Genomic DNA, 26,164 nt, shown 5'->3' with positions numbered 1-26,164 from the left:
GGGTACGCGTGTCCGCCTAGCTACACCCCAACCTGACACCTAACTTGCTGGGATACTCGTTACCGCCGTTCCGTCACCGCTCGCGTCAGCTTTTTGCCAGTCGGGCGTCTGAATGAGTTCCACCCGGTTTCCGTCCGGATCGAGTAGGTAGACCAGCCACCCGCCTGCGATGGGGCCTGACGTCGGGGCAACGGGTTCGGACACCGCCTCGTAACCAAGCGCTGTCATCCTGGTGTAAACCTGCCGTACGTCAATATCTGTGAAGGCAAGGTGTGCCGTGCCCGGCTGCGCCGCCGATGGGTTAACGGCGGGCAGCAGAGGCTCGGCATGGGCAAGTTCCAGCCGGAAGGCTCCGTCAGCGGTGGTGAGAAGCATGGCTCGGACCTTTACGTTGGGACGGCCGTAAAGTTCGCCGACGTATGGCCCTGACGTCCACGCATCCAAACGCTTTAGTCCAAGACCATCGACGTAGAATCGCTCGCTGCGCTCCATATCCGTAACGTGCAGGGCAGTGTGATGATGTCGCATTAAGTGTCTCCATGATTGGTCGAGGGCTTGCTACTCGTCTCCGATAGCTGAATTGGCCTTTCGGGGAATGAGAGCAGCCCGGAAGCGTTGATGCTGGATGAGTGGGCCATGGGATAGCGGCGCGGCGGCAGCATGTGTGAGGCCCCGTGTTGGGTGGTTCAGGTTCCGATTCCCAGATGTGCTCCGCCTGCCACATCCAGGGAAACCCCTGTGATGTAGCGGTTGTCGGGATCGGCGAGGAACAGGATGGCGCGGGCGACTTCGTCGGGTTCGGCGAATCGGCGCATCGGCAGTTGCGCGGCACGCTTGGCACGGTTGGCGGCCGCGTCCGGACCGGTATCCTTTGCGAATTGTCCCCACATGGGAGTGTTCACCGGGCCTGGTGCGATCGCATTGACGGAGATGCCGCTGGGCCCGAGCAGTTCGGCGAATGACCACATGATGTGAAGGACTGCCAGCTTGCTCGCGTTATACGGCAGGTAGTTGAGCCGTGATTCCTTCGCTGCAACAGACGATAGGACCACGATGGCGCCGGCGGTGCCGGTCTCAAGCATTGACTTGGCGGTCTCCCTCACCATGGTGAAGGTCGCGGAGGCATTGATCCTCAGAACGGAGTCGAACTCCTCGGTGGTTGTCTCCATAAGGCCGGGGGTGGGACCCAGCACTCCAGCTGCATGAATGAGAACATCAATGCGGCCGTATTTAGCTGCGATGTCCTGGATGGTGGCTGCACATTGCTGTTCCGAGGTGATGTCGAGGGGATAGAAGCCCTCCAGAGGCTGTCCCTCTCTGGGGGAACGGTCAGCGCCTACGACGATGGCGCCTTCGGCTATGAGCGCGGTGACAGCCGCATCGCCGATTCCCCCGCTTGACCCGGTTACCAGAACCACCTGATCTTTGAGGCTCATTTGTTCTCGCCCCCATGGACGGGCGTGCACCGCGGTTCTCCTGCGGTTTGAGCGTGAGTTGCTCGCTTCATGTTCATTCCTTAGCTGTCGTGCAGTTCGGCTGGTGGCCTTTGTTCAGTTTTTGACGATGCTACGGGGCGACCACGTCCTTCACGCCGTAAGCTGCCGCAGCTACAACGGCATCGGCGATGGCGGTGGCACGGAGTGCCTGCGTGAACGTAACGGCAGGGGCTTCGCCGGTGCAGAACTTCAGGGCCGCCTCTGCCTGGCGAAGGAAGAGGTCGGAGGGGGCGAACGACTGTGTCTCGTGGCCTCCGTCCCGGTTCCAGACGTGCACGGTGTCGTTGGACCACAACATCCGGCCGTCTCGGGCGAGAACATCGATAGTGAGGCTCCAGTCCCCTTGGTTGAGCCCTTGTGGCTCCTGCCAGGGAGACCAGTAAGTCTGCAGATTGAACAGGACGCCTGGAGGGAATTCGAGCGCGGTGACTACGTGCTCTGGTACCGGCGAGCCGTACAGGCTGCTGCTGGAGCTTGTGGCCAGGACTTTTGGGTCACCGTCGAACCAGGATGACACTAACTCGATGGCGTGAATGCCGTTGACGACGACGACGCCGCCCTCCTTCGGGTCAGCCCGCCAGGAATCAACGTTCTGCTTGTGTGCCACGGAACGCACGGACACGGTGATCACCTCGTTTTTGCCCACCCATTCAGAGGCCAGGGAGGCTGCGGGGTGCTGGTGGAGGGTGTACCCGATCATCAGGCGCTCATTAACACCGGATGCGGCAGCAAGGACGGCAGCGCCCTCCGCGTCCGCGGCCACCGGCTTTTCGGTCAGCACACGGAAGCCTCTGTTCAGCAGGTCGGCGCAGATCGCCGGTTGAATGGTCGCCGGGAGGGCGACGACCACTAGGTCCGCGTGCTCAGGCCGGAGCTCCTCGATGCCGGGCGCCAGGACCGCGCCCAGTTCCTGGGCGAGCGGGTAGGCGCGGTCGTCCTTCTCGACAAGGACGGTGACGTCGGCACCTGCTGCGGCGAATGCTCGTGCGTGCCGTGATCCGGCCCAGCCGGCTGCCCCGACGACGGCGACGCGCGGAGCCGGTTTTGCCGAGGTCATGATTTGACTCCCCCTGAGGTCAGGCCGGCGATGAACCAGCGCTGGAAGGCGGCGAAGATGGCCAGGACGGGAAGGAATGCGACGACAACGAAAGCGCCGAAGGAGGCCCAGAAATTGCCGAATCCGGTGGAGATGTAGCGGACGATGCCGTTTTGCACGGTTTTCATGTCTTCGGTTGTTGCCAGGACGGTTCCTACGAGGAAGTCGTTCCAGACGAAGACGAAGATGAAAATCGCGACGGCGGCGATTCCCGGCCGGATCAACGGCAGCACGATCCGCAGAAGGATTTGGTGCCGGCTGCAGCCATCGATTGCTGCCGCTTCCTCGATCTCAACGGGAATGTTTTCGATGAAGTTGCGCAGGAACAGGATCGTCTGTCCGCAGATGATGCCGGTGTACACCACGATCAGCAGAGGGTAGGTATTGATGAGCGCGGTTTTGACGAACATCGAGTAAAGCGCAATGAAGACCACGACCCCAGGGACCATCGACAGCACCAGGATTGCCGTCATCAGGCCCTCCATGCGGCGGCCTCGGTAGCGGGTCGCGACGTACGCTGCGGGAACGGAGACGGCCAGGGCGAGGATGATCGAGCCGATCGCGTAGATCAGGGAGTTCGCGAAGAAACGGATGTTGGTGGAGGTGAACAGCCCGGTGTAGCTCTCGACGGAGACCGGGTCCGGAATCCACACGGGCGGAAACGCCACCGTATTGGCGTCAATCTTCAGGGATGTTGACAGGATCCAGAGGATGGGCGGCAGCACCAGGGCGGCTGTGACTGCGACGACTGCCCAGATGGGTATCCGCCGCAGCATATGACCGGGCCGGCGGCGTGCCGGAATAGTGGCAGTCACAGGGTTTCCTTCCGTCGGAAGCGGACAGCTACCAGGGTCAGAGCGATGTTGATGGCGAAGAGCAGGATGGCTGTGGCTGAGGCGCCCGACAGATCAAAGTCCTGGAACGTCTTGTTGAAAACCCGCATGGAGAGGGTTTCCGTTCCGCCCAGCGGGCCGCCGCGTGTGGTGACGAGAATGATGGTCACCATCTGCACGTAGAGCATCAGGAGGACGACGACGACCGAGACGATGGTGTTCCGAAGGAAGGGAAGCGTGATGTTCACGAAACCCTGCCACACGTTGCCTCCGTCAACGCGCAGACTCTCGTAAAGTTCGGTGGGGACGGTCTGCAATGCCCCGAGGAAGAGGACCATCGCTTGAGGGTAGGACCACCACGCGGTGATAAGGGTGACCGCCACCAGCGCAGAACCGGGGGCCGAAAACACATCGGTGGGGCCGAAGCCAAAAGCCTTGGTGATGGCCGTTCCGGGACCGTAGTTGGGGTTGAGGAACCACAACCAGAGGGTGCCGACGGTGGCCTGGGACATCAGCCACGGCAGCAGGAACAGACTCCGCACCAGCCGCTTGAACCGGATGATTTTGTTCAGCACCACTGCAGAGGCGAAACCGAGCGGCAAGGCGATTGCCAGCGCCCCGAGCGAGAAGGCAAGGGTTGTCCCGATCTGCTTGGGCAGGTTCTTGTCGGCGAAGAGTTTCGCGAACGAGTTCAGCCCGGTGAAGTCCCTTATCTGGTAGTACGTGGTTGCGTGCAGGGCAGTCCAGGCCGTGAAAACAAGGGGCCCGACGAAGACGAAGAGGAAGACTGCCACGACAGGGACGACGTAGAGCCAGACCCGCGGGTCCTTCCGTCCGGGACGGAGCTGAGGTGTGGTGCGCGGCGGTGCGTGCCGTATTTGTGTTGTTGACATAGGGGTCGCTTTCCTGGGCCCTGAGGTTCGATTCCTCGTGGATCGGGTAGTCAGGGTCACTTGTTGGCCGCGTCCTGGGCGGCCTTCATGAACTCATCGGCTGAACGGTTGTTGAGGTACAGTTCCTGGCCGGCGTTGGCCAGGCCGCCCGAAATGGCGATCCAGTTTTCCGGGTAGGTGTGAGGTTCGCTGTGGTCTTTGACAAACTTGCTGACATCCCGCACGGTCTTGGCTTCCGGGGTGGAGAAGAAGGGTGCCTTGAAGGTGGCGGCACGCGTGGGAATGTCACCGCCGCTTGCCATCACCGCGCCCGCTTTGGGACCGGTCATGTACTCGATGAACTTCCAGGCCGCGTCCGCGTGCTTGGTCCCGGCGCCGATGCCGAGGGTCCAGCCGAATGTCGAGCCCTTGTTCGAACCGTTTGAGGCCTTGGGCAAGGTGGTCCACTTGATATCCGGATTGGTTTTTTTGAGGGTTACGATACGTTCCGTTCCGAGGACCGCCATCGCCGCCGTGCCGTTTTGGAGGCCGTCGGTGACGGTGGAGGTCTGGTCCCCCACCACGCTGGGTGCCATCCCGCCGGCTTTCTTGAGCTTGACCAGGAAGTCCGCGAATTCCTTACCCTTGTCCGTCGCGAAGCTGGCCTTGCCGTCCTGGCCGGAGATGTTCTGCCCCACCTCACTCATGAAGCAATCAAAAAATGTGGAAATGATCGCCGAGTTGTCGACGCCCGAGAAGCCGGTGCCGAATCCCGTGAATCCCGCGGCGGCCGCCTTTCCGGCGACATTGGCGACCTCGTCCCAGGTAGTCGGAACGGTCGCACCAATCTTCTTCAGGATCTTGTCGTTGTAGTACAGGGTGCAGGTGCGGTAATCATACGGAACGGCCACCTGCTTTCCATCCTTGCCTGCCAGCTTGTCGACCGGACGCAACCAGTCGGTGATCTTCTTAGCCTCCTCCGGAAGGGGCTCATAGACCTGGGCGGCAGCGATCTGCGGAACAACCGGGGCGAACATTTTCACGACATCCGGCGTCTGCCCCGCAGCTGCAGCCTGTGGGAGCCGGCCGATCATGTCCCCGAAAGAAACTGTCGACAGCTGAACATGGATGTTCGGATTGTCCTTTTCGAAATTCTCGATGTTCTGCTTCAGTGCCGCGGAGCGGGGATTGGACTGGCTTGGGTCCATAAAGTCCCAGTACGTCAACGTCACGGGGCCGTCCCCGTTGCCGGAGTCCCCCGAAGTACCTGAACATCCGGTCAACAGCGCCGCGGCAAGGGCCGCCGCGGTCAAAACGCCTGCGGTTCTGATCATGTCATCTCTCCTTTGAGATCGGTTGCATTGCTGCACAGTGAGTGAGATCGGTTGCTGAGATCGGTTGCAATAAACGTAGGGTCGAAAAAAGGGTCTGTCAAGAACTTGTTTGATTCGCGCTTGGGTGCCGTTACTCCGCGTCGAAAGCGGAGATGGCGGGCGTTCGGGACAGGGTGAGCGCGGGGCCGTGCATCCTGCTTTTACTTCTTGTGGGGGGCGGGCCCGAACGCATCTTCAAGCACGCGCGGTTTGTTGATCGTCATGGCTCCCGCCATGAGCACCAGGAGCCATGCTCCAAGCATGCCGAAAGAGGGCACCCAGCCGTCTCCGGGATGATGCAGCAGACCAAAGAGGAAGGGGCCGGCACTTGCCAGGGCGTAGCCGACTCCTTGGGCGAACCCGGAAAGTATCCCCGAGCCGGTCTGGGTTCGTGCGCGCTTATTGATCATCGTAAACGCGAACGAGTAAGCGCCTTGGCCCAGCCCCGCGATGGCCACCCACGCCGCGGCAGAAGCTGTCGGAGCAAAGATGATCCCTCCATAGCCAACGGCGAACGTGACGGCGAACAGGATTGCAAGAGGCAGCGGGCGAGGCATTCTCACCGTCACCAGAGGCACAATAAGACCGGCAGGCAGGCCAAGGATGGAATAGAGCGCCAGCATGAATCCGGCGCTTTCCGGGCTCATGCCCCTGTCCATAAGAACAACTGGAAACCACGTAAGAGCCGCAAACGTATTGCTCGAGCAACCGGCGAAGATTAGTGCCGCACCCCAGCCAATCGATGATCTCCAAGGCTTGATCACGCTGGTACCGGGCGGCGGTACTCCGCCGGCCGCGGGTTCCTTGACACGCGCAGCCGTACGCCTGCCTGTAAGGACCATCAGCCAGGGTACGGCTGCGGCCGCGCTGAGCACCGCCCAGCTGCCGATCGAGAACCGCCAGCCGTAGATACCCGCCAAGGGTATGGCGGCTTGGGCTGCCACGGCGGTACTGACGGCGAGGAGAGTTACGTGGAGGGCTGGGAGGATCCCGGTTTTATCGGGGAAATACTTCATCAGCAGCGGCGGAATCACCACATTTACCACCCCGATCCCCAGCATGGTGATCGAGGTGAAGGCCAAAAAGGCCGGGACAGTCCACCCCAGTGCGCGTCCAACCTGGCCAAGTGTTGTCAGCAGGAGCGACGCCAGCAATAGGTGTTCCAGCCGGGTACGGCGGATGAGAGGGAGAACCAGAAAGCCCATCGCTGCGAACCCGGCGGTCGGCAGCATCCCCAGGATCCCTGTCGTCACGGCGTCAAGGGGTAGGTCCTGGCTTATTGGACCAAGGAGTGGGGATATCGCCGAAACCGCCTGCCTGGCGCTGAACGCGACCAGCAGGATGCCGGCCAGCGGGGTGAGCCGCCCGCGCAGCGGATGTCGTCCCTCTCCCCCGATCTTCGATGGGCTCTGGCGGAGGCGATTCGAAGCTATTTTTGCGCCTCCTTCTGCTCGGCGGTTTGTGTCAGGCCGCGGTCCCCACAGCGTCCGGTGTAAGACCTGGACTGATTGATGGGCCAGCCTGGTTTGTTCAGCTTCCGTTCACTGCGTGGCTGGCCCATTCCCGACCGGCTTGTTCCTCTGTCGGCAACCCGGACGCGGCGAGGATCCGGTCGAGCAAGCGTTGGGTGTGGACAGCGTCGCGGCCCGAGGTCAGCGGCTGCGCCCTGTCAGCGACCCGGTCCAGGAAATGATGAACGGCGGCCGAAAATCCCAGGGTGTCTGTCGCGGTAGCCCAGCCAAACGCCTCGGCGCTGAGTTCCCGGGATGTCGTGATGCCCCTGACAGTGGTCGATACCGTTTCGGGCGCCCGGACCTCGACTGTCTTACCGTCCCCATAGGCGTCCAGCTTCTCGTTCCATGCTCCTGCTGTCCGCGCTGCCATCAGGACCCCCGTATTCCCGGTACTGAAGCGGATGGTTGCTGCGACGCCGTCTTCTTCCCATGGATCGTCACCGGCGGCATGGGCGGCCACGTCCACCGGCTCGCCGCCGCAGTACCAGCGGAGGAGGTCGACCATGTGAATGGCATTCTCGAAGGTTGCACGGTATTCGGACCCAGGGCGGTTTTTCTGGGCGACGCAGAAGGTGGCGCCTTTAGCGCCAAAAACTTCGCGGCCGGCTGTATAGACGGGAGCGTAGCGGCGGTTGAAGTCGACCATCAGTAAGCGTCCCCGCTCGTCGGCGAGATCTGCCAGACGTTCTGCCTCATCGGTTGCCGGAGCCAACGGCTTTTCGCAGAACACGTCGACGTCACGGCTCAGGCACAGCTGCACGGCATGGGCGTGCTCGGAGCGTGGAGTCAGCACGAAGACCGCATCAAGCTGCTGCGCAGCCAGCATGTCCTCCACCGTTTTATACGCGGCGCCAAATCCCCAGCGCCTGACCAGGCTGCTTGGGTCCTCACGCCGGGAGACCAGGGCAGCCAGCTCGACGTCATCGCGTTGAACGAGGGTGGGCAATTGGGCAATGGTGGCGATATTGCCTGCGCCGATAACTCCGACGCGGAGACGTTTGGTGGTCATCAAGCGTTCCTCACTTCAGCCAGGTCAGAGAGCATTGAGCGCAGGACCGCGGCGGACTCACGGAACCCGTCCTCGGGCACAGGGAGGTCCTGGGGGTGCCAACGGTACTCGAGCTCGATGCTCAGCACGTCGTCGTAGCCGTGGCGCACCAACGAGGCGAGGATTTCGGACCACGGAACGACACCGCTGCCGACGACGCGGGACCGTACCGCGCGCTCGGAGGCGTTGACCCGGGCCGTTTCCGTGGCGCGGAAGGCCGCGTTGGGGTCCGTGAAGACCAGGTCCTTCACATGTACGTGACCGATCAGGTCCGCTTGAACAGCGAAGGCCTGTTCGAACGTTTCGTCGTGCGTGAAGGTCAGGTTCGCCTGGTCATAGAGGACACGGATGGCCGGGTGGGCGATTTCCCGGACCAGGGCAGCGGTGTCCGTCGCGGTCTGGGTCATGGTGCCGAAGTGGTTTTCCACGCAAAGGCGGACTCCTGCCTGATCTGCAACAGGTGCGAGCGTCTCCAATGCCCGACGCAGTTGTGCCCATCGCGCCGCGTGCTCGTTGTCGCCAGGGTGCCAGGAGCCAGCATAGACACGGACCCGGTCGGCGCCGAGCAGGTGGGCGGTGTCGATGGCGCCACGGAATTCATCGACTGCTTGACGCCATTCCCCATCGTCCAGTGAGTTGATGGCTGTGGTGTACGGGGTAAGGCCGACGATGGGCACGCCTTCGCTTTCGGCCGCCTGCAGTGCCTCCATCGCGGCGCGACGGTCGCCAAGAGCCAATCCGGACTTGTAATCGTCCTGGTAGATGACTTCGGCGGCATCGAGCCCTGCGGCTCGGAACAGTTTGAGTGCTTGGGGAACCGTCTGGTTGGGGGTGCCTAGTGTGTGACCCGCTAGCCGCATTGTTCATGGTCCTTTCTGAAATGTTTGGGATGCTGTCCAGTCCGCAGGACCGACCAGCCGGGGCGGGGCCGGGACGCGGGACCGGTCGACGATTTCCATCAGCAGTCCCCAGGGGGTGATGAAGTAGGTCCAGCGGTTGCCGGCGACGCGGGGGCTGTCACCGGCGACTTCCTTGCGCTCACCGAGCACGCGTACCCCGGGTGTCTCCTGCAGTACTTTGATCGCTTTGTCGACGTCGTCCACGACGAAGCACAGGTGGTGGCCGCCGGCGTCACAGTGCCGTGGTGGCGTTTCGCGGCTTTCGGCGCTGTTCCATTCGAAGAGCTCGATGTTGAGGTTCGGGGGCAGGCGCAGCATGGCGAGCGTGAGTTTGGCATCCGCCGGGACGTCGAAGTTTGTGGGCATGAAGTCTTCGTCCGGTCCGCGTTCGGAGCGGTACAGCTCCTCAGCTCCAAGAACTTCGACGAAGAACTGGATGCCGTCCTCAAGGTTTGGCACGGTCAGGCCTACGTGGTCAGTGTGGCGGAGCCCTGGCAGTCGCCGGAGCGGCTGCTCCTGTTCCCCGGTCATTTGCGTGGTCCCGAGGTGGAGCCGCGCACCAGGAGCTCCGGTTCGAGGACGATGTGGTCCACGGAGCCGTCGGCGTTCTGTTTCTCGGCCAGTTCGATGGCGATGTGTCCCATGTCGGCGATTGGCTGCCGGATGGTCGTCAGGGCGGGGTTGAACCGGGCTCCCAGGGCAAGGCCATCGAAGCCGATGACGGATACGTCTTCCGGTACCCGTACACCGCTTCGGCCAAGCGCCGAGATCACCGCAAAGGCGACCATGTCATTGGCTGCAATGATGGCTGTTGGCGGATTGTCCATCTGCAGGAAGTGCTCCGCCCCGCGCGTGCCCGCATCGAGATCCGACCCGCTGTCCAAAACGATGGGCGTGCTGCCGCTCTGGGCCGTGAGCTCCAGGTAGGCGTCCATCCGGTCCTGTGCGGTGTGCGTCCCGGCAATGCCGGAGACGTAGCCGATCGAGGCATGCCCCAGAGCGTGCAGGTGCTCCAGCGCGAGCATGATTCCTTGGCGGCTGTCGACGGTGACGGTAGGGACAGAGTCATCACCTTCGACGCGGTCGATCACCACGACCTTGTGGCCAAAGTCGAAGCGTTTGAGCGCTTCGGTATCGACCTTCGTTGAGGGGGCAACAATCCCGAAGGGGGCATACATCGCCTGCATGGCAGTGAAGTATCCATCGGTCTTGGCCGGGTCCCCGTTGGTGACGCACAGCAGCAACTGGTAGCCGCGCTCGTCAGCCGCCTGTGTCATCGTTTTGGCCAGTTCAGCGAAGAACGGGTTGGTGATGTCAGGGACGATCAGCGGGACGAAGGTACTGGTTTTCCGACGAAGCGCCTGCGCGAGCGGGCTCATCGTGTAGCCGAGTCCTTCGGCGACCCGGAGGATGTGTTCGCGGGTTTCGCTCTTCACCGCCTCGGGGCGTGAGAATGCCCGGGATACCGTTGACCGGTGGACACCGGCAGCTTTTGCGACGACGTCGATACTTAAGTCAGGCATGTTCTCTTCCTCCGTGCTGGTCGTCGTAGGCCCGCCAAATGGGGCGCATGACGTTTTCGAGCTGGGCCAGCGTAGTCAGGCCACGGAATCCATCTTCCAGTGTCCGCGCGACGCTCCGCACGAACGGATCGTACAGAGGGTCGCTGTCCACATTGATCTTGTCGACCTCCGTGGTGCCGTCCACTGCAGTGAACGTAGCTGTGCCGTCCGAATCAACGGAGGCGAAACCTGCCTCACCGACCGAGGTGAAGCTGCAGTAGCGCTTAAGCGGCGAGCCGGGGAATGCGTAGCCAACCTCGACAATGGCTTCGCGTCCTTCCGGCGTCGTGATGATGAGGCTGGCATGATCCTCAACGCCCTGGTGGTGGAGAGCCGATGAGAGCCGGGAATCCACATGTGCGGCGGGCTCACCGCTGTTCCTGAGGAACAGATCGACAAAATGCGGACCCAGATTGGCCAGGCAACCCCCGCCAGCCTGAACCGGATCGAGCATCCAGGGATTGGCATTGCCGAGATACCGGGAGGGTGGACCGGCAATAAATGAGGTCCGCTGGTAAGTTGGCCGGCCTGCTTTGGCAAGCCATTGCTCTGTGGGTCCGCCACGCTGGACAAGGGGGACAGTGGCAGGCACGCCCGCTGCCTCGGCGGCTTGACGTACGGCGGAAAGCTCGTCAAGGGAAGTGCCCAAGGGCTTTTCCACGACGAACGGAATACCGCGCCCGATCAGGGCAAGACACTTTTCGGCCATACCGTCATGGGGACCGAAGACATAAGCGAGTCCGACGTCGGGGAGATCAACCAGCTTCCGCCAGTCAGTCTCAACCGGCGCTCCCCAGCCTTTCGCCAGCTCCCGCACCTGCACGCGGGATACGTCGTCGTCGCCGACTCCTACCACCTCGTGCTCTTCGGAAATGGCCTGCGCGCAAAGCGGAACATGCCAGTGGGAAGCACCCAGAATGATTGTTCGTATATGAGTCAACCGCAATACCCCCTTGTATGAGATCGGTTGCTGAGATCGGTTGCAATAACACTATGGATAGTGGGAAAGTTTGTCAACGAACACTTCGAACAGAGCCCGGCCACAAGAACCACCACAGCGCCGGGGCTCAAGAAAGGCAAGCATGTACAAGAAACTTCGCACCCTGAAGACCATCGAGGAATCCGGCGCCGTCCTGATTGTTCGCCTCGAGAACGCTGACGTGGCGGAACGCGTTGCGGAAGCCGCCATCGCGGGAGGCTTCCGCGCGCTTGAGATCACTCTCTCGATCCCTGGCGCCGTCGATGTGATCCGCAGGCTCTCCGCAAAACACGGGGCCAACGGAGTAGCAGTTGGCGCCGGAACGGTGCTGGATGAGCACTCGGCCTACGAATGCATCCGTGCGGGGGCGGAGTTCCTGGTCAGTCCGCAACTGAACCCGGACATGATCCGTACCGCGAACCGGTACCAGGTACCGACCGTCAGCGGCGCGTACACACCCACCGAGCTCGTTAACTCCGCGGAGGCGGGTGCCGACATCCTCAAGCTTTTCCCCACCGAGGCCGGCGGCATCCCGTACGCCAAATCCGTGCTCGCCCCGCTCGCGCATTTGCCGATCATGCCGGCAGGCGGCGTGACCCTTGAGAACGTCGGCGAATGGTTTGCCGCTGGCGTCGTAGGTGTCGGCGTCGGCAGCTATGTGACCAAGGCATGGCAGCCGGACGGCGACTTCAACCGCGTCACCAATGCTGCCAAGGAGTTCCTGTCAGCAGTGGCCGAGGCCCGCCGGTGAGCGTCCCCACGTTATTTATTGTTATCGGGCCGGCCGGCTCAGGGAAAACGACAGTTGCACAAAAAACAGCAAGAGAAAACGATGCCGCGTACCTGGATAAGGACCGGGTGTGCGGACGGTTTGTCGAGTTCGCCCTGAGAGTGACCGGACATGACCCCACCGACCGGGAATCCAACGACTACTATCGCGAGAACCTGCTGCCCCTCGAATATGACACTCTCATGGACGTGGCCGGGGCGAACCTGCGCCTGGGCCGGTCCGTGGTGATCGATGCCCCTTTCGGCGCCTACTTCCAGGTACCCGATTTCCTGACCGCCGCGGCAGAGAAGTTTCACTGGCCGCCTGCCGAAGCCACGGTCGTGCGGGTCAGGGTTCCACAGGACCTGCTGCGGGAACGGCTTACCCGCCGGGGCCTGGAACGGGACCAATGGAAACTTTCCCACTGGGACGAGTACTGGTCCTTATACGGAAACCTGGAATGCGCGTGGTCCGGAGTGCGGTACCTCGACTTCAACAACGAAACACCGCTCCCGGCTGATGCTTGAGCCTCAGACCTGACCAAGCCGTCCGCTCCCACTCCGGCCCCATGAGCAACCCCTCTCGGGGCTGAGGCCGGCTCCCAACCGACCGCGGCAAGACGCGTGCCTGCAAAACAGCACCGCAATCCCTGCACGGCCGGCGCTGCTTCCGGGCACCTGCCACGCTGTGCCAATAAGGCGTTGACAAGCCTCTTTCATCGCCCTTACAGTTGTTGCAACCGATCTCAGCAACCGATCTCATTCAGCCTGCTGAGCCAACGACCAGGCGGTAAAGCAGCTGTCAGGCGAGCATCAAGTGCCCTGGCTTACCCATTACCCCTCGTCAGCAAACGTGAAAGTATGGAGAGTTCAATGAAGACCTCAAAGGAAGCGCTCGGCCGCCCGGACCCTTCGGCCGGTCCCGAAAAGTCTGAGCACCCTCGCCGCAACATCAATATGGTGGCGGGTACGATCGGCCACTTCGTGGAGTGGTATGACTGGTACATCTATGGGCTGCTCGCCGCCGTGTTCTCTGGACAGATTTTCCCAAGCGATTCCCCTTTTGCCTCCCTTATCGCAGCACTGCTCACCTACGCGGTCGGGTTCGTTGTGCGCCCGCTCAGCGGAATCATCATCTCTCCACTGGCCGACCGCTTCGGCCGGCGGCTCATCCTGACCCTGTCCATCTCCGGCATGGCCCTCGGCGCTCTGCTCATCGGCCTCACACCGTCATTTGCGACAATCGGCTACGCAGCACCGGTTCTCTTCCTGGTTGCACGCATCCTCCAGGGTGTCTCCGCCGGCAGTGAGGCGCAGAGCGCCATCGCCTTCATGGTCGAACACGCTCCCGCGAACCGAAGGGGCCTGTTCGGCTCGTTCTCCAACATGGCAAGCGGCTTCGCGACCCTCGCCGCCACCGGCGCCGCGGCACTGGTGACCTCATCCTTCACCCCGGCCGACCTCGCCGCCTGGGGTTGGCGCATCCCGTTCGTCGCGGGAGGCATCCTCGGCGTCGTCGGCCTTATCCTGCGGGCCCGGGCAGAAGAGACCCCTGAGTTCGAGGCGACTGCCCTCGTCGACCAAAAGTCCGCGCCGGCACGCCTGATGGACCTGCTTCGCGAACACCCGAAGGCTCTGCTCCAGGCAGCAGCGCTCTCTGCCCCGGCCGTCGCCTACTACACCTGGGCCACTTTCCTCCCCACCTACGCCAAGCTGACCACCGGCCGGGACCTGTCCTCCACACTGGCCGGCAGCGTCATCGGACTGGCCCTGCTCGTGGTCATTGTTCCGGTCTGCGGCGCGCTCTCTGACCGCCTCGGCCGACGCAAAATCTTCCCCATCATCGGCGCCATCGGCATGATCGTGCTCTTCTACCCCTTGCTCCTGCTGCTGAACCAGCCAGGCTTCGGCGTATACGTTCTGGTATCGGCGTCAGGGTGGGTGGTCCTCGGTATATGGCAGTCCATCTACCCGACCATCCAGGCCGAACTCTTCCCGGCTGCAGTACGGGTATCTGGCATCGGCTTCGCACACCAGATCGTGATCGCCGTCTTCGGCGGCACCGCGCCGCTGATCGCCGCCGCATTCGTAGGCGCCGGACAACCGATGCTCGTCGCGGTCTACATGATCGCCATTGTCGCCCTCTGCCTCGTCGTCTACTTCACCCTGCCGGAGACCGGCAACCGCGGTGACCGTGCCACCGTGGCCCTTGCCGACCCTGAGGTACTTGAAGGCGAACACCTGGTCTCAAGCACCTCGCCCGCCACCGACAACACTAAGCGTTTCCAGTAGGCACGCTGATCCCCAGGAAGCTGTGGCGGCTCGACCAGGCAAAAAGGGGCGTATCCGCCCCGGGCCTTGTCGAGCCGCCCGGCTTACGCTTGCGGTCCCCTCCACAGGACCGAATTCACATTGCGCTATAAACATAGGCAAAGAACAGAAGGATACCTTCAGGTGAACCAAATGATCATTAACACATTTTCCTATCTATGGTCATCTACGGCCATTGATGCGATAGCTGAATTGGTCAAGAGCGGGTATAAAACTTTTGAAGTTCCGGTCAGCTCCCCACATTGCTGGCCAGATGAAATATCAGGCCCCGAGCGCACGGCAACTCGTGCAAGACTCGACGAATACGGCGCCAAAATCAGGTCACTTAACGCCGGTGGATACGACATCAACCTAGCCAGCCCCGCCGCCAATATGCGTCGTAAGAGCATCGAGCACATCAAATCGGTGATTGACCTGGCCGCAGCGTGGGACGTCGCCGAAGTCGTGATCTCCCCCGGCACGAGGCGTCCAATGATCTCACCGTCACTCGAAAAGACGTACGGGTGGATGTACGAGAGCCTGGAAAATCTCATCCCACTAGCCAAACAGGCCGGCACACGCCTGCTCTTCGAAAACACTCCCTACTGCTTCACCCCTACCATCCAGGACCTGGCAGGGGTCGTAAGCACTATCAACGACGATGCAGTCAAGATCGTGTACGACGTCGCCAACGCCGCCTACATCGGAGAAGATCCCGTAGACAGCTTGCTCTCCAACCACGAATCAATCGGACTTGTCCATATTTCCGATACAGGCACCGAAACCTGGGGCCACGATCCAATCGGCACTGGAGTGATCGACTGGAACGGATTGGGCAAAACCGTCGAGGCGACATGCGGTGTCAATAATGTTGTTCTCGAGATCATTCGCGAAGAGAACCCCCTGCAAGAATTCAATAAGGCCATGCAAGATCTCAAGAATCAGGGCTGGGATCTACGGCCCTAGTCCAGCGTTTCGAGGTCGCGACCCTCAGTCGGCGCTTGTTAAGGCGATTCCGGTTTACCGTGTGAACCGATCTGCAAAACAAGCCGTCTCACGACCCCAGGATTTCTACCATTTTGGTAGTAAAAATGATGTTCATGTGAACCACCAGTAAAAGGAATGTGTGCGATGAGAGCTTTGGTTAGTGGCGGAAGCAGCGGCATAGGCGCGTCTACCTGCGTGAGAATCGCAGAGGCGGCTCTGGCCCGGGGTGTGCACCCGATGATTGCCGTGGCTGGACACGAAGCGAACGGCAGCCAAGACCAAGTCGTTCGTTCAATCCAGTCAATGGGCGGTACCGCCATCGCACTGGCCGGCGATCTCGGTGATCCCGACGTGCCAGCGCAACTGGTAGAGGCTGCGGTAGCCGAATTCGGCGGCCTGGACGCCCTGGTAGCGAACGCCGGCATCGCTAACCCCGGTACCATCTGTGACGTGTCCCTTGAGGACTGGGACAACATGTTCTCCGTCAACCTCCGCGGCCCGTGGCTTCTTGCAAAAGCAAGCTACCAGCACCTGAAGCAGAGCAACGGCGCCGCCTGTTTCACCTCTTCCATGTCCGGTCAGCTACCCCATGCCGGATCAGGCGCCTACAGCCCCAGCAAGGCTGCACTGACGATGCTGGCCCAAACACTCGCGTTGGAATGGGCACCCGACGGGATCCGCGTAAATGTGGTCTCCCCGGGCATGACTCACACACGGATGACCGAAAAAATGTACGCCGATCCCCATATCAAAAAGGCAAGGAAAGATATTATTCCGCTGGCAAGAATTGGCGACCCTATGGACATTGCCAACGTGATCGAATTTCTTGTAAGTCCGCTATCGGGTTATGTCACCGGCCAAGACATCTGTGTCGATGGTGGCTTCTCCAAGTCTATTCTTAGCCATATTCCTGGTCGACCCAGCTCCAAATCCTGAGCCCGATCTGTACGGGTACCCCCGGAATGTGATGTAGCACGTCGCCCCCGAACGGGCGCGGCCCCGCCACCGCAGCGCTCAGCACCGGCGACGCCATACCAACCGCACCCTCTCGCTAGCGCCGCGGCGGTGGCCCAGCCCCGCGATGAACCTAGAGCGCGTCTGATCACGCGGGGGTTCCGGGCGAAGGTCTTGGGGCGTGTCGCGTTTTCAGTTGCGCTCTGATGCTCAGTGGTCGTTGGTTGAGGAGTTGTTGCCGCGGCCGACGGTCCGGAAAGACCCCGAAAGCAGCCCCCGGGTAGGAGAGTGGGCCACAAAAGGAGCCCGACGTGAATCAAACAGCCAGACCACTTATCCCGGAGCAGCGCCACCAGGAAATTCTGCGGCTCCTGCGGCGAGAAGGTGTGCTCAGCATCCGCAGCCTCACCGACTACATGAACGTTTCCCATATGACCGTCCGGCGCGATGTCGCTGCGTTGGAAAATTCGGGACAAGTCGTCTCGGTACAGGGCGGAGTCCGTCTGGCGGAATGGACAGGCCAGGCCCTTCCCAGACAGCGGGAGTTCAGGGCCCAACTCGAATTGCCCCGCAAGCAGGCCATTGCCCAACTGGCTGCCCGGGTCATCGAGGACGACATGGTGGTCTTCCTGGACGCCGGCACCACCTGCCAGTCGGTGGTAGCCCACCTCGGCGCACGCAAGAATCTCACGGTCGTCACCAACAACTTCCACGTGGTGACCAGCCTCTTCACCCACCCCCACATCCAGGTCATTCACACCGGGGGCGCCGTAGATCCATCCAGCGGTTCCAGCGAGGGACGCATCGCGGCCGACGCAATCAAAGGCGTCAATATCGACTTGTTCTTTCTAAGCACCGGAACCTGGAACATGTACCAAGGGGTCACAACCCCCAAGATGGACAAGGTGGAAGTCAAACTCGCCGCCCTCCAAGCCTCCACCTCCTGCTTCCTTCTGGCAGACAGCACAAAGTTTGGAACGGTCTCGAAATTCCAGGTCACCGCAATCGAGAAACTAGACGCGGTCGTCACTGACGAACAGCTCCCCCAGGAAATGCAGGAGAACATCCGCGATCTCGGTGTTGCGGTCCATGTGGCCCGCCTGGGCAAGCGCAGCTTTTCGTAGGCACGACCCTACAAAATAGGTTATCGACATAAGGCACACCCTAGCCGGATACCGGCAGCTAATTCACGGAATCACTGTTATCCGGGTTCGATCTCAGTGCTCACCAGATGTGAGAATCGCTCCTTGGCTGCCGTGCCTGCAGGGCGGGTGCAAATGTGCACTTGATGGATGGCGGGGTCCTCGAACAGCGTTGAACGGACGGTTTGTTTGAGTCGTTAGAGCAGCTCCTGGTGGGCGCGTCGGGGATTACTGCTTGTCGCGGTGCACATGAGCGTGCTGTCCGTCGCGGTCGAAGATCATCAACAGTTCGGCGGGCCCGTCGGCCGCGATGAACGCGTGGGGGGTCATGGTGGCGAACTCGGCCGCTTCGCCGGCCTCGACGGTGATCTCGCGGTCGCCAAGCAGGAGCAGGAGGCGGCCGCTGAGGACGAAGAGCCAGTCGTGGCCGGGGTGGACTCGCTGCTGCGGCCGGGTCGCAGTCGGCTCGACCCGTGTCTTAAGCGCGACTGTGCTGCTGTCGGGCCGGCTCAACGCCCAGGTCGTCCGGCCTTCAATCCGGCTCGGTGTGGGCCGGATGACCACGTCGGTATCGGCGCTCACGTCCAGTAGCACATCCAGGCCGACTTGGAGGCCGGTGGCGAGCGGCAACAGCACGTCGAGGCTGATCGTGCGGTTCCCGGTTTCGATCCGGCTGATGGTTGACGGGCTCAGGTTTGTTCGGGCGGCGAGGTCGTCCAGGGACAGACCGAGTGTGGTGCGCAGGCTGCGCAGCCGTGTCCGGACGATGTGTTCGATGTCAGTGAATGAGGTCATGGTGCTCCTTGCGAATCCTGCAAGGATTCTAGCTGATTTCGCCAGATGGTCCTACGCTCGAAGCATGAATGATCAGCACCGCCAATCAGGCGCCTCTACCTCCGCCCCGTTGGCCCTCGTCCGTCACTGCGACGTTGCCATCATCGGCGGATCAGCCGCGGGTCTCGCTGCCGCCCTGCAGCTCGGCCGTCAACGTCGGTCCGTGATCGTGGTCGACTCCGGTGAGCCGCGCAACGCGGCGGCTGCGCACATGCACAGCTTCCTTGGCCGAGATGGCACTGACCCGGCCGGGCTGCTCGCTGCAGGTCGAGCGGAGGTACGAACCTATGGGGGTGAGGTGTTGTCCGGCCGAGCTTTGCTGGTGGCGCGGGACGGTGGGCGCTTCGTTGTCGAGCTTGCTACCGGAGACAGTCTCGTGGCCCGCCGGATCGTCGTCGCGACCGGCCTGATCGATGAGTTGCCCGACGTCGAGGGGCTGGCCGCACATTGGGGGCGGGCGGTGATCCATTGCCCGTTCTGCGACGGTTACGAGGTGCGCGACCAACGGCTGGTCCAGCTTGTCACCCATACGATGGGGCTGCACGTAGTCCCGTTGCTGCGCCAGCTGACCGCCCGCCTGACCGTGCTGATCGCCGACGGGCTCGAGGTCAAAGAAGCCGACATTGACACCCTCGCCGCCGGAGGTGTTGACGTGCGTGTCGCCACCACGGCGAAGCGTGTCCTCACCGACGCCGACGGCCGGTTGACAGGAGTTCAGCTGGACAACGGCACGCACGTGGACGCCGACGCCATGCTCGTCGGGCCGCGGTTCCACGCCCGTGTCGAGCCGTTCGTCGGGCTCGGGCTGGACCCCGCGCCGCACGCCTCGGGCATGGGCAACGTGATCGAGGTCGATGCGATGGGTGCCACTGCTGTCGACGGGATCTTCGCTGCCGGCAGCATCACGAACCCGGGCCAGCAGGTGCTCCCGGCCGCCGCACACGGCAGCCGCGTCGGTGGCGCTGTCGCGATGAGCCTCGCCGAAGAGGACATGCAAATCGCGGCCCGCCCGTCCGGCTCGGTCGCCGACTGGGACCACCGCTACTCCGGCGACCCGGTCTGGAGCGGCAACCCGAACGGCTCGCTGGTCGAGGAAGTGGCCGACCTGACCACCGGCCGTGCGCTGGACGTCGGCGCCGGTGAGGGTGGCGATGCGCTCTGGCTGGCCGAGCAGGGCTGGGCGGTGACGGCGAGCGACATCTCCTCGCGCGCTCTCCACAGGATCCAGACCGAAGCTGAACGCCGTGACCTGCCGGTCACGTGCGAACTGGTCGACGCCAACGCGCGGGAGCCGTTCGCCCGAGGTGGGTTCGATCTCGTCTCCGCGGCGTACGCGTCGATCCCGCGCACGCCCGACCTGCGCGGCATCCATAACGTCCTCGACGCGGTCGCCCCCGACGGCACTCTCGTCATCCTCAGCCACGACCTCGAAGCGATGCGAGAACCGAAGCACCAGCATCATCCGTTCGACCCGGACGCCTACCTGCACGTCGACGACTTCGCCGCCGTGCTCAAGGCCACGCCAGGCTGGACCATCGAGGTCAACGACAAGCGCCCCCGACCGGCAGGCTCGGCGAGCTCAACCCATCACGCCCACGACCGCGTGCTGCGCGCCCGCCGGACCAGCTGACTCACCCGCTGCCGGAAAGGCGCTACCCGTCCGTGATGCGAGGCTACACCCCAACCCGACGTCGGCACGTAGCCGAAGGGCCGTCAGAATAGATTTCAGATTCTCGTTTTCTGACGAGGCTCAGGGAATTCTGAGATCCTATGCTGACATACCCGATGCATGCATGGTCGTTCATATGGGCGATCAGTCTCGTCCCTGTCATCTGCTGAGGTCCGTTCATGCCGCAGCACAGCCGGACATTCCCGCCCTGGGAGAGCACCCAGCTATTAATCGTCCTGCCCCTGTTCTGGTGGCATCCGATGCCGGCTTCCCGGCGAGCCCCTGAAGAGCTCGGGACAAGATCCCTGATAGTCATGCAGCCAGGCGGAGCCCCCGCCATGAACAGTCGTGAAGGCAAAAACAGACAACACCACGGGACAGCTGGCTCCGCAACTACAGAAGGTCATGCGGTTCCACCCCAGGCCGACCATGAATAAGCAGAACAGACCACCACAACCGAAAGGAGGAGGAGCGGGACGAACAACCAACGTCGAGCAGAAAAGAAAATTTCCGCCGAACGTTCAAAGATCATGTCGGCCGACCCCAAGCTACCCATGAACAGGTACCAAAGACCAAACACTCAAGCACAAGAACCAGGCAAGGAGGCCACCGGCCACACCACCGGCCAGCAATGAAAAAGGCCCCCAAAGGGGGCCCTTCACAACACAAAATGTGCACATTCAGAGGCTAAAAAGCCCCTGAACAGGGAAAACACGTGCCCAAGGTGGGACTCGAACCGGGCGCCACCCCTTGAAAACCCGCCACTCCCCCGAAAACATCCCGAATCCGGCCCAGTCCGAGGCCGGTACAACCGAATCCGAAGCCCCAGGTGTGCACATTGTGCACACCCTCTTTTTTGGCCGTTTTGAAGAAGCAACGCCCCCCCGCCCCTCCCCTCGGCCGGAAGCGAATACCGGCATTGCGCGTCGGCAATCCCTCTGTCCTCACACTCCGCTGGGTTAGCCGGGGCTCTGCGCTCGACCTCGACGGGGCACGCACGTGCCAGCCAAGCCGCAGGCTGGGATTTAACGAGCGTCATAGTGTTGCGCCTCCTTCGAACATCTCATGGGCCACACGATAGAAGAGGGCATGACCTGGACCTCTCCCCACGGGGCATGGGATAGCCAAAAGAGCGCGCTCCCCTGCTTGACGGAATCCCGGTTATCGGCGTCCTAAATCCGCGAAAACACGGGGGAGAAGCACCCCATCGGCGACTTCGGCGGGCCTGGGCGCGTTCCTGTAGCTGAGGTAGGCATACCACTGCGCAGTCCTGGAGACGCGGAACAGGCGGTCCACTGGACGTGGGCCATAGTTGGGCTCGGGCTATGCGTGTTGGCGGCCGGTTTCCTGCCGGTGGACCATCCTGGCAGTGCTGCGTCTAGCGCTTTGACCCGTACAGGGTCCAGTTGGCCGTGCTGGGCTCCAGGCGAACACTCGGATGAGTCGACATGGTCTCGCCGACATGGTGGGGGGTGGATTACGTCGCTAGACCGTCGATGATGTTGGCGAACTCCATTTCGGCGTGTCGGGTCTGCAGACCATGGTGCATGGCGGTGTTGATGCGGTGTTGCGTCTCGGCGTTGCGCACCTCCTCGCCGAAGAGATCGGAATCTCGACGGAAGTCCTCGGCCGGCGCGAGGGTGATCGCGTTGATGCGGTCTTTAATCGCGAGGACGCCAGCGGCAGGAAATTGCGCGATTCGCTCGGCGAGGGCCCGAACAAACGCGCCGAGCGCATTAGCGGGCAGGGCTCGATTGATCCAGCCGTAGCGTTCGGCGAGGTCTGCGGGGTAATCCTCGGCGCTTAACAGGACTTCGAGGGCGCGTGCGCGCCCCATGAGCCGTGCGAGGTACTGGGTTGCGCCGCCGCCGGGGATTTGACCGAACGCCGACTCGAACTGGCCGAAGACGGCGGACTCGAGCGCGGCGAAGCGCAGGTCGCACGCCAGCACGAACTCGCTGCCTCCAGACCGTACGCGACCCTCGATTTGCGCGATGGTGACGAGGCGACTTGCGCTAAGGTAGCGGAACAGGAGCGCAATCGAAGGGACGCCAGTCAGCTTCGCCGCTTCTTGCCGGTACTCCGGGATTCGCGTCAGGTCGACATGCGAGATGAAGTAGTCAGGGTCGCCGCTCTTGAACACCAGCACCCTGCAAGCCGCGTCTGCTTCCGCTCGCTGGATCAGCGAAACGAGATCGCGAACCAGCTCCGGACCCAGGAGGTTCATGGGTGGGGCGAGGATCTCGGCGAACAGGACCGGTCCATCTCTCTGCACGGTGATGGTCTCGAAGGTCCAGGCCCCCGGTGTCATGGAGGTGCTCACGCGCGGAACGTCCTGTGGTCCTCCGCGAGGTATGCGTGGGTGTTGGCCGCACCTTCGGCCGGGTAATCGGACTTTCCGGACTCCTGCGCGTCTCTCGATCCAACCATGCTCATCTTGACTCCGTAGTGGGTGCAATCCAGCCAATCCGACTCGCAATTGACGCAGATCATGCCAGTAATCCATTTGGTGGGCAAGAGTGGCCAATAGGCCGGGTGCTCCTTGCCCCTTGGTAGGTCAGACGTCGATCGATGACGTCCTCAAGGAGCAGTACGACCGGACTCCCCGGCTCCTCCTGCATTGGGCCGGCTTTTGAGACCACTCCTCCAGGCCGGCGTCTCCACGCCGACCTGCTGTGCGGAAACCGAACCGAGAAGAGGCTGAGCGGCAGGAGCGGTTGCCGTGCGGTCTTTTCGCCAAATGAACCCGGCTGGGCACAGGACGCCGGTGACGAAGGGCATCTGAAGGACGGGGCTTCCCCCAGCCATAGTTGCCTTGTTGATCAGCGCGTAGACCGGCCCCGCCAACCCGAGCACACAGAGCACGGCACCCGGGTAGTCGATGGCCATGCCCTCCTCGCGAACATTCATGGCCCGCAGCACGGCTAGCAGGTACAAGGTCACAGCTACACAGCTACGGGCAGAACGTTGATTCCAAAGACCCAGCGCCAGCCCACCGAATCGACGAGCACACCGCCGAGCAAAGGACCCGCGATGAATGCCACAGTTGTCCCGGCTGTCCACTGCCCGATCGCCTTTGCGCGGGGTTTTTCCTCAAAGTTTGACATGATGAGGGCTAGGTAACTGGGTACCAGAAGGGCTCCAGCAACACTCTGAAGGGCCCTTGCCAAGATCAGCACCCATGCCGTGGGTGCCAGCGCAAACATCACTGACGTGGCACCGAATCCGATCAGGCCTGCGTGGAGAACCACACCGCGCCCCAGCAGATCAGAGAGCGAACCTGCGACCAGGATCAGCGAACCCAAGATGATCAGGTAGGCATCGACCACCCACTGCTGGGTAGTAATGCCGTCACTCAGTTCATGGGAAATAGCCGGCAGCGCAACGTTAGTGACGCTGCTGTCGAGAAACGACACAAACGAGGCGAGAATCGCGATCCACAGCACAAGCCTCTGCGTACGTGTCACCGGTCGGGAGCCCACACTCCCAGTAAACACCCGCGCCTGCGGGTGCCTTGGGTCAACCCGGGTGCATTCCGGTCAGGGCCTGGCTTCTGCACACTTCAGCGGTCTATTCCCGTGACTTTCGACGCCGGGCGGATGCAACCCTTAGTGCGGTATGCTTCACCATCAGCTCTGAGCCCTTCTCCATCGTCAGGGGACCTCAATGGCCATCATCCGCACGACTTCCGGGTCGGAACTACCCGAAGGCTTCCCGTTCAGCCTGGCCAGCGAAGCAAATGGTGTCTGCTTCATCAGCGGCATGCCCGCCCTGGATCCTGACGGAAAATACCGCGAGGGATCCTTCGAGGAGGAGACCGCACTGGCCTGGCACAACGTCACGATGATCGCCCGCGCCGCAGGTTTCGCGGTCGAGGAGATCCTGTACGTACAGTGCGTCGTGGCTGACATGGCCGATTACAACGGTCTGAATGCGTGGTGGCGGCAGCAATTCCCGGACCTGTCCACAGCTCCGGCCCGGTTCACCTTCCAGGCCGGCGCCCTTCCCTTCGGCGCCAAGATCGAGATCCAAGCGGTGGCCGGGCACGGCAGCTGAGGCGAGGCCGGCGCGATGCGAGTGCAGGGGTAGCTGGCGACAGCTGCAGTCTGGACGGGTTGACTTGCCACTGGCCCCTCTTCCGATCCCGATTTCCTCCAGGAGCTAAACGTGGAACCCGATTGAGGCATGGATTGATTGGACGGCACTCGCTCAGCGGCGAACACACAACCTGGGGCTGAGATCCCAGGCAGGGTGAGTCCCGACCGGGCCCGCGCGTCTAGGTTGGGAGCGGGCTCCTGCCAACGGCTCCCGCGTGTCAAGGTTGCCAGCAGCGAGTGTGCGAACCGAGAAGTGAGGGCATCTGATGCAATACGCAGTGCTTTACTTTACATAACATGGATTACCGGCGTTTTCGTCACTTTTAGCGGTCATGTACATTTCGGCGCTTCCGGCGTAAGGTTGGGTGATGAGCGAGATGACTGTGACGGATGCGCGGAGCCGGCTCTCGGAGGCGGTCGATACCGCCCGGGTGAGCCACGAACCGGTGTACCTGCTGCGGCGCGGACGCCGCGTCGCGGCGCTGATCGACGCCGAGGATCTCGCCACGCTGATTGAGGCCGCCGAAGACCTGGACGACCTCCGGGCAGCGAACGCGGCGCGCACCGAAATGGCCGACACCGGCGAGGGTCCGGTGCCCTGGGAGGAAGTCAAGGCGGAGCTGGGCCTGGCGTGAGCTATGCCGTGCAGGTCGCGCCGGCGGCGCTGCGGCAGTTGCGCAAGCTCCCGCCCGACGCCCGCCGGCGGATCCAGGCCGCCATCGAACTCCTCGCCGAAACACCGCGGCCGCCGGGGGCGAAGAAGCTCGCCGGCAGCAGCGGCGACTGGCGCGTCCGCACCGGGGATTACCGGATCATCTACGAAATCCGGGACGCCGAGCTGATCGTCCTGGTTGTCGCCATGGGCCATCGCCGGGACATCTACCAGCACTAGGCGAGGGCCAACACCGGCACGCCGAGCCTCCTCAGGCTGCCCTGAAGCAGGCGTCAAGGGCCCGGTTCACCGCAGCGACGTCCAGGACGTCGGGATCGTACGGGTCGCCGGTGCCGGTGACCTCGGCGACCCAGTCCGCCACGTCGGCGTGATCGGGGTGGGAAGGATCGGCGAGGACGTCCAGGATCTCCCCATACCCCGGGAAACCACCCGAATCTTCCAGCGCGCCGCGCCTGGCGCCATCAACCAGTCGCGCCGGCGGATTGGTGTCATTCCGGGGACGGCGGGTCACCACCTCAAGCCGGTGAAGCCAGCTGTCCCCGAAGTCGTACTCGTAGAACGCGCCCCCGGCCCCGGCGGCCAGGAGCTGGTCCGGGGAGCAGTCCTCCTCGGCCAGGTCGGTAGGTTCCTCGCACCATTCTGCGGGAAGCCACTGCGGGGGCTCGATGATTTCCCCGTCAACCGGGTCCAGGCGCGCGAAGGGATCGCCGGCGGTAAACCGGTGCAGGTGTGTATCCTCCCACCCGAACGCGGCCTGCAGGACCTCGTGGACCTGCCCCAACGACAACGAACCGGCCAGCTCCAGCAGGCGCCAGATCTCGGGATCGCATTCGGGCAGACGTACCCGGATCTCCAGAAGCGAGTTCGCGGCGTCCGCCGTCGCCGCTGCAGGGTCTTCCATACAGGCATTCTCTCAACCGGGCGGCCGACACAACGCCACGCCCCGGTCTCCAGGGCACCCTGCCTGACCGAAGGCCGGGCCGGGGTGTCAGTGGACGGAGTCCGGAACGTGTGAGTCGGTAAAGGGCTCGAACCAGGTCCTTGAACTCCCGCAGGCG

The 26,164-nt window shown here is 62.6% G+C and carries 26 protein-coding genes; 10 read left to right on the top strand and 16 right to left on the bottom strand.

What is annotated here, in order from left to right; translation table 11 throughout:
• Positions 1-39: 39 nt before the first annotated feature.
• From ACFTSA_RS19615 to ACFTSA_RS19560, 12 genes are all read right to left on the bottom strand, one after another.
• Complete coding sequence (locus ACFTSA_RS19615) at positions 40-528, bottom strand: VOC family protein (RefSeq protein ID WP_377953420.1); 489 nt, start codon at positions 526-528, stop codon at positions 40-42.
• 158 nt (positions 529-686) lie between these two features.
• Positions 687-1,436 carry an SDR family NAD(P)-dependent oxidoreductase gene (locus ACFTSA_RS19610; protein WP_377953419.1) on the bottom strand — a complete coding sequence of 250 codons (750 nt, stop codon included), beginning with the start codon at positions 1,434-1,436 and terminating at the stop codon, positions 687-689.
• 130 nt (positions 1,437-1,566) lie between these two features.
• Positions 1,567-2,553, bottom strand: a complete 987-nt coding sequence (locus ACFTSA_RS19605; protein WP_377953417.1) for a Gfo/Idh/MocA family protein — start codon at positions 2,551-2,553, stop codon at positions 1,567-1,569.
• On the bottom strand, positions 2,550-3,407 hold the full coding sequence (locus ACFTSA_RS19600; protein WP_377953415.1) for a carbohydrate ABC transporter permease: 858 nt from the start codon (positions 3,405-3,407) through the stop codon (positions 2,550-2,552). Before ACFTSA_RS19600 ends, ACFTSA_RS19605 begins: the two co-directional genes overlap by 4 nt.
• Positions 3,404-4,318, bottom strand: coding sequence for a carbohydrate ABC transporter permease (locus ACFTSA_RS19595; RefSeq protein ID WP_377953414.1), 915 nt, complete (start codon positions 4,316-4,318; stop codon positions 3,404-3,406). The genes ACFTSA_RS19600 and ACFTSA_RS19595 overlap by 4 nt, the downstream gene beginning before the upstream one ends.
• A gap of 56 nt (positions 4,319-4,374) precedes the next feature.
• Complete coding sequence (locus tag ACFTSA_RS19590; protein WP_377953413.1) at positions 4,375-5,631, bottom strand: ABC transporter substrate-binding protein; 1,257 nt, start codon at positions 5,629-5,631, stop codon at positions 4,375-4,377.
• 200 nt (positions 5,632-5,831) lie between these two features.
• Entirely contained in the window at positions 5,832-7,007 is a 1,176-nt protein-coding gene (locus ACFTSA_RS19585; protein ID WP_377953450.1) for a CynX/NimT family MFS transporter, read from the bottom strand.
• Positions 7,008-7,200: 193 nt separating this feature from the next.
• Entirely contained in the window at positions 7,201-8,193 is a 993-nt protein-coding gene (locus ACFTSA_RS19580; protein WP_377953411.1) for a Gfo/Idh/MocA family protein, read from the bottom strand.
• Positions 8,193-9,092 carry a sugar phosphate isomerase/epimerase family protein gene (locus ACFTSA_RS19575; RefSeq protein WP_377953410.1) on the bottom strand — a complete coding sequence of 300 codons (900 nt, stop codon included), beginning with the start codon at positions 9,090-9,092 and terminating at the stop codon, positions 8,193-8,195. Before ACFTSA_RS19575 ends, ACFTSA_RS19580 begins: the two co-directional genes overlap by 1 nt.
• Positions 9,093-9,095: 3 nt before the next feature.
• Entirely contained in the window at positions 9,096-9,662 is a 567-nt protein-coding gene (locus ACFTSA_RS19570) for a VOC family protein (protein WP_377953408.1), read from the bottom strand.
• Positions 9,659-10,654, bottom strand: a complete 996-nt coding sequence (locus ACFTSA_RS19565; protein WP_377953406.1) for a LacI family DNA-binding transcriptional regulator — start codon at positions 10,652-10,654, stop codon at positions 9,659-9,661. The genes ACFTSA_RS19570 and ACFTSA_RS19565 overlap by 4 nt, the downstream gene beginning before the upstream one ends.
• Complete coding sequence (locus tag ACFTSA_RS19560) at positions 10,647-11,633, bottom strand: Gfo/Idh/MocA family protein (RefSeq protein ID WP_377953405.1); 987 nt, start codon at positions 11,631-11,633, stop codon at positions 10,647-10,649. The genes ACFTSA_RS19565 and ACFTSA_RS19560 overlap by 8 nt, the downstream gene beginning before the upstream one ends.
• A 142-nt stretch (positions 11,634-11,775) precedes the next feature.
• On the opposite strand from ACFTSA_RS19560, the gene ACFTSA_RS19555 reads away from it, so the two are divergent.
• The 6 genes from ACFTSA_RS19555 to ACFTSA_RS19530 all read left to right on the top strand — a co-directional run bounded on the left by ACFTSA_RS19555 (position 11,776) and on the right by ACFTSA_RS19530 (position 17,815).
• Entirely contained in the window at positions 11,776-12,423 is a 648-nt protein-coding gene (locus ACFTSA_RS19555) for a bifunctional 4-hydroxy-2-oxoglutarate aldolase/2-dehydro-3-deoxy-phosphogluconate aldolase (protein ID WP_377953404.1), read from the top strand.
• The gene (locus ACFTSA_RS19550; protein ID WP_377953402.1) at positions 12,420-12,968 is read left to right on the top strand and encodes an AAA family ATPase; all 549 of its coding nucleotides are present in this window, start codon (positions 12,420-12,422) and stop codon (positions 12,966-12,968) included. Before ACFTSA_RS19555 ends, ACFTSA_RS19550 begins: the two co-directional genes overlap by 4 nt.
• 345 nt (positions 12,969-13,313) lie before the next feature.
• On the top strand, positions 13,314-14,732 hold the full coding sequence (locus tag ACFTSA_RS19545; RefSeq protein WP_377953400.1) for an MFS transporter: 1,419 nt from the start codon (positions 13,314-13,316) through the stop codon (positions 14,730-14,732).
• 171 nt (positions 14,733-14,903) lie between these two features.
• A complete protein-coding gene (locus ACFTSA_RS19540) occupies positions 14,904-15,716 on the top strand; it encodes a sugar phosphate isomerase/epimerase family protein (protein WP_377953399.1) in 813 nt (270 codons plus the stop codon).
• A 156-nt stretch (positions 15,717-15,872) separates the two neighbouring features.
• A complete protein-coding gene (locus ACFTSA_RS19535) occupies positions 15,873-16,673 on the top strand; it encodes an SDR family NAD(P)-dependent oxidoreductase (protein WP_377953398.1) in 801 nt (266 codons plus the stop codon).
• 329 nt (positions 16,674-17,002) lie between these two features.
• Complete coding sequence (locus ACFTSA_RS19530) at positions 17,003-17,815, top strand: DeoR/GlpR family DNA-binding transcription regulator (protein ID WP_377953397.1); 813 nt, start codon at positions 17,003-17,005, stop codon at positions 17,813-17,815.
• A 246-nt stretch (positions 17,816-18,061) separates the two neighbouring features.
• On the opposite strand, the gene ACFTSA_RS19525 is transcribed toward ACFTSA_RS19530, so the two are convergent.
• Entirely contained in the window at positions 18,062-18,628 is a 567-nt protein-coding gene (locus ACFTSA_RS19525) for a helix-turn-helix domain-containing protein (protein WP_377953395.1), read from the bottom strand.
• On the opposite strand from ACFTSA_RS19525, the gene ACFTSA_RS19520 reads away from it, so the two are divergent.
• The gene (locus tag ACFTSA_RS19520) at positions 18,609-20,297 is read left to right on the top strand and encodes an FAD-dependent oxidoreductase (protein WP_377953393.1); all 1,689 of its coding nucleotides are present in this window, start codon (positions 18,609-18,611) and stop codon (positions 20,295-20,297) included. The two genes, ACFTSA_RS19525 and ACFTSA_RS19520, sit on opposite strands and share 20 nt — an antisense overlap.
• 1,516 nt (positions 20,298-21,813) lie before the next feature.
• On the opposite strand, the gene ACFTSA_RS19515 is transcribed toward ACFTSA_RS19520, so the two are convergent.
• Both ACFTSA_RS19515 and ACFTSA_RS19510 read right to left on the bottom strand, forming a co-directional pair.
• Positions 21,814-22,659, bottom strand: coding sequence for an enoyl-CoA hydratase/isomerase family protein (locus ACFTSA_RS19515; protein WP_377953392.1), 846 nt, complete (start codon positions 22,657-22,659; stop codon positions 21,814-21,816).
• Positions 22,660-23,281: 622 nt separating this feature from the next.
• Positions 23,282-23,782, bottom strand: coding sequence for an MFS transporter (locus ACFTSA_RS19510; protein WP_377953390.1), 501 nt, complete (start codon positions 23,780-23,782; stop codon positions 23,282-23,284).
• A gap of 220 nt (positions 23,783-24,002) precedes the next feature.
• On the opposite strand from ACFTSA_RS19510, the gene ACFTSA_RS19505 reads away from it, so the two are divergent.
• The 3 genes from ACFTSA_RS19505 to ACFTSA_RS19495 all read left to right on the top strand — a co-directional run bounded on the left by ACFTSA_RS19505 (position 24,003) and on the right by ACFTSA_RS19495 (position 25,325).
• On the top strand, positions 24,003-24,392 hold the full coding sequence (locus ACFTSA_RS19505) for a RidA family protein (protein WP_377953389.1): 390 nt from the start codon (positions 24,003-24,005) through the stop codon (positions 24,390-24,392).
• Positions 24,393-24,801: 409 nt separating this feature from the next.
• On the top strand, positions 24,802-25,068 hold the full coding sequence (locus tag ACFTSA_RS19500) for a type II toxin-antitoxin system Phd/YefM family antitoxin (protein WP_377953388.1): 267 nt from the start codon (positions 24,802-24,804) through the stop codon (positions 25,066-25,068).
• On the top strand, positions 25,065-25,325 hold the full coding sequence (locus tag ACFTSA_RS19495; RefSeq protein WP_241710900.1) for a type II toxin-antitoxin system RelE/ParE family toxin: 261 nt from the start codon (positions 25,065-25,067) through the stop codon (positions 25,323-25,325). Before ACFTSA_RS19500 ends, ACFTSA_RS19495 begins: the two co-directional genes overlap by 4 nt.
• Before the next feature lie 31 nt (positions 25,326-25,356).
• Here the strand turns inward: ACFTSA_RS19495 and ACFTSA_RS19490 are convergent, their stop codons facing one another.
• A complete protein-coding gene (locus ACFTSA_RS19490; protein ID WP_377953386.1) occupies positions 25,357-26,007 on the bottom strand; it encodes a plasmid pRiA4b ORF-3 family protein in 651 nt (216 codons plus the stop codon).
• Positions 26,008-26,164 lie beyond the last annotated feature (157 nt).

This window comes from Arthrobacter sp. NPDC057013 (assembly GCF_042674585.1).
GTDB lineage: Bacteria > Actinomycetota > Actinomycetes > Actinomycetales > Micrococcaceae > Arthrobacter.
The sequence above is the reverse complement of the archived record's forward strand: the minus strand, read 5'-3'. Positions and strand labels throughout refer to the sequence as shown.